The sequence below is a fragment of the Streptomyces sp. SID486 genome, from assembly GCF_009865385.1.
Taxonomy (GTDB): domain Bacteria; phylum Actinomycetota; class Actinomycetes; order Streptomycetales; family Streptomycetaceae; genus Streptomyces.
In genome coordinates, this window is the sequence record NZ_WWJT01000179.1 from 1 (window position 1) to 2,457 (window position 2,457).

General features: G+C 76.0%; 2 protein-coding genes. One reads left to right on the top strand and one right to left on the bottom strand.

Annotated elements, in window-relative coordinates:
* Positions 1-735: FHA domain-containing protein (locus GT045_RS08730; RefSeq protein WP_237538467.1), on the bottom strand; the 735-nt coding region annotated here is incomplete at its 3' end.
* Positions 736-1,153: 418 nt separating this feature from the next.
* Between GT045_RS08730 and GT045_RS08735 the strand changes: the two genes are divergently transcribed.
* On the top strand, positions 1,154-2,457 hold a 1,304-nt coding region (locus GT045_RS08735), incomplete at its 3' end, for a serine/threonine-protein kinase (RefSeq protein ID WP_161333822.1).

Here is a 2,457-nt window from a genome sequence, read left to right on the forward strand (position 1 = left end):
GGTGCCGACGGGCGGGCGCGGCGGTGTCGCCGCGGTGCCCGGGGCGCCGCCGGTCCCGGTGCCCACGGCGATCCGCACGCACCCCTCCCCGTCGGGGACCGTGCCCACCCGCGTGCCGGGGCCGTCGGACGGTGTCACCCGGAGGGCGGACTCGCCGATCCGCAGCAGGCCCCCGGCGGGGAACCGCACCGGCCGGTCGGTCACGCGCGTGCCGTCGAGACAGGTGCCGTTCGTGGAGCCGAGGTCGGCGACCGAGACGCCACCGTCCGCGCCGACGGTGACCACGCAGTGCAGGCGGGAGACGTCGGGGTCGTCCAGCGGGACGTCGGCGTCGGCGGAGCGGCCGACGGTGATCCGGCCGCCGTGCAGCAGATGCACCCCGCCCGCGTCCGGGCCCGCGACCACGTGCAGCCGGGTCGGGGCGTCGTCCAGCTCGGGGTGCGGCTCGGGGGCCGCCGGGGCGCCCAGGGACAGCACGGCGCCGTCGACCAGCGGGGGCTCGCCGAGGGTGCACCGGCGCGGGTCGAGCCGCTCGGCGCCCGCGTACAGCACCACGGCGGCGCCGCCGGTCTCCCGGCCGGCTCCGCCCTCGCCCGTGACCGCCCCGGCCAGCGCCGACGCGACCGCGGCCAGTTCCGTGCCCGTGGGCGCGGTGACCAGCACGTCGCGGCACGAGGCGCGGCCGCGCTGCGGGCTCGGGCCGAGCGGGTCTACGACGGTCAGCCGGATCTGCATCGGCGTCAGCGGTCCCTTCTGCGCGGCTCCGCGCGGGCGCGGACTTCCCCCCACCCCACACGAACACGTCGGCCAGCGGCCGCTGGAGCCCTCCCAGCGAGCCGCTGGAGGCATCCTCGCACCTGGCACCGACAACGCGCCCGGGACCCGGGCAGAAGTGATCTTGATTGGTCGGCTCTGCCCCCAAAAGTGCCTGACCGGTGCGCCGCCGGCGATCAGTTGAGATCGGTCACTTCCGGTCCCGGCAACCAGCGGAGCGGGACGCGCGTCTTCCCGTCGAACCGCTCGAACCGGCCCGGGAACGCTTACGTAGTGCTCTGTGGCACGGCACTACAGTGGGTCGGAACACCGGAACGCAGGCAAGTGAGCACCGGAACGCAGGCAAGTGAGCAACAGCAACCAGCAGGGAGCGCGTGACGTGCGGCCAGTCGGCAGCAAGTACCTGCTTGAGGAGCCGCTCGGACGCGGCGCCACAGGCACCGTATGGCGTGCCCGCCAGCGCGAGACCGCGGGCGCCGAGGCGGCCGTGGCCGGGCAGCCGGGAGAGACGGTCGCGATCAAGGTCCTCAAGGAGGAGCTGGCGAGCGACCCGGACATCGTGATGCGCTTCCTGCGGGAGCGCTCCGTCCTGCTCCGGCTGACCCACCCCAACATCGTCCGGGTCCGCGACCTGGTCGTCGAGGGTGACCTGCTGGCCCTGGTCATGGACCTCGTCGACGGCCCCGACCTGCACCGCTACCTGCGCGAGAGCGGCCCCTTCACCCCGGTCGCCGCGGCGCTGCTGACGGCCCAGATCGCCGACGCCCTCGCCGCGAGCCACGCCGACGGCGTCGTCCACCGCGACCTGAAGCCCGCCAACGTGCTGCTCCAGCAGTACGACGGCCAGATGCACCCCATGCTGACCGACTTCGGCATCGCGCGCCTCGCCGACTCCCCGGGCCTGACCCGCACCCACGAGTTCGTCGGCACACCCGCCTACGTCGCCCCCGAGTCCGCCGAGGGCCGCCCGCAGACCTCCGCCGTGGACATCTACGGCGCCGGCATCCTGCTGTACGAGCTGGTCACCGGGCGCCCGCCGTTCTCCGGCGGCAGCGCCCTGGAGGTCCTGCACCAGCACCTGAGCGCCGAGCCGCGCCGCCCCTCCACCGTTCCGGACCCGCTGTGGACGGTCATAGAGCGCTGCCTGCGCAAGAACCCCGACGAGCGGCCCAGCGCCGAGAACCTCGCGCGCGGGCTGCGGGTCGTGGCCGAGGGCGTCGGCGTGCACGCGAACCCCGCGCAGATCGCCGCGGCCGAGGGCGTCGGCGCGCTGCTCGCGCCCGACCCGGCCCCGGCCGCCGTCCCGGACGTGCCCGGAGCCGCCGATCCCACCCAGGTGCTGCCGACGAACGCACCGCAGGGGTACGACCCGAACGGCGCGACCAGCGTGCTGCCGCACACCGGCGGCCCGGCCGGCGCCGCCGACCCCACCTCCGTGCTGCCGAACACGGGCGCGGCGGACCCCACCGCCGTCCTGCCGCCCGTCCCGCCGGGGCAGGGGCAGTACGGCCAGCAGGGGCAGCAGCCCGAGCAGCAGCCGCACCCCTGGCAGACGCAGCTGCGGGCGGCGCGCGACCGCAACGACCAGACGCAGGTCCAGTACCTGGACCCGGACGAGGACCCGCTGCGCCGCCGCCCCCAGCGGCAGGTCGCTCCCCGGCCGCAGCAGCAGCCGCGCCCGGC